This is a genomic window from Aerococcus sp. L_32 (assembly GCF_050689315.1).
Map to the genome: position 1 here is coordinate 1 of NZ_JBOEQF010000637.1, position 993 is coordinate 993.

Here is a 993-nt window from a genome sequence, read left to right on the forward strand (position 1 = left end):
TGATCTAGCTACTGATGGCTCTCATTTCGATGTGCACGTAATGGGTGAATTCTATGGTCATTTTGACATTCCGACATTCGGGGAACACAATGTGATGAATGCTCTATCTGTCATTGGTTTCTGCTACTTCGAAAACTTCCCAGCAAACCGTGTTGCGGAAGAATTACGCACTTTCGGTGGGGTTAAACGTCGTTTCTCTGAGAAGAAAATTGGCGATATGACTTTAATCGATGACTATGCGCACCATCCATCAGAAATTAAGGCGACGATTAATGCTGCCCGTCAAAAATACCCGAACAAGAAGATTGTTTCTGTCTTCCAACCACATACATTCAGCCGTACTATCGCTTTAATGGACGAATTTGCGGGTGCTTTGGACTTGTCAGATGACGTATACTTATGCGAAATTTTCGCTTCTGCGCGTGAGAAAGACAACAAGCAAGTGTCTGTTTCTGACCTAGCTAACAAGGTAACAAAACCTGTGCAAGTATTACCATTGGAAAATGTATCACCATTATTAGACTATGATGATGCAGTCATGATCTTTATGGGTGCTGGCGATATCATGAAGTTCGCTTATGCTTATGAAGACCTATTGGCAGACAGCCAATCTACTATCCACTAGAATAAAAGAATTGAAAGGTCGGCTTTGTGCTGGCCTTTTTGCGAAGAGAAAGATTTTTATCAACCTTGAGAGGAGGATTAGATGGCTTACCAAAAAGTGATTCAATTTGACCAAGAGAACCAGTTTCAAGATGGCTTGGCCAATGAAGTCAAGGAATTAACCTGGTTGCATTATGAAAATCCGGATAAGGGGGAAGTGTGGCAGGTGCTTGAAGACTACCACTTGCCAGTCCACTTCGGGGAGTATGTTTATGACCAGTTTGAAACATCATGGATTGAGTATTACCGAAATGATGCCGGGGACCTATTTACCTATATCATTATCCAGTATCCCTATGGTCATGAGGTAATTAGCGAGAATACCTATCG

1 protein-coding gene and 1 pseudogene are annotated in these 993 nt (G+C 42.0%); both read left to right on the forward strand.

Annotation, left to right across the window (positions count from 1 at the left end; translation table 11 throughout):
* The coding region (locus tag ACRCJ0_RS15340) for a glutamate ligase domain-containing protein (RefSeq protein WP_431391064.1) at positions 1–625 on the forward strand (625 nt) is incomplete at its 5' end.
* Positions 626–706: 81 nt separating this feature from the next.
* Positions 707–993, forward strand: a pseudogene (locus tag ACRCJ0_RS15345) (magnesium transporter CorA family protein); the annotation flags it as partial.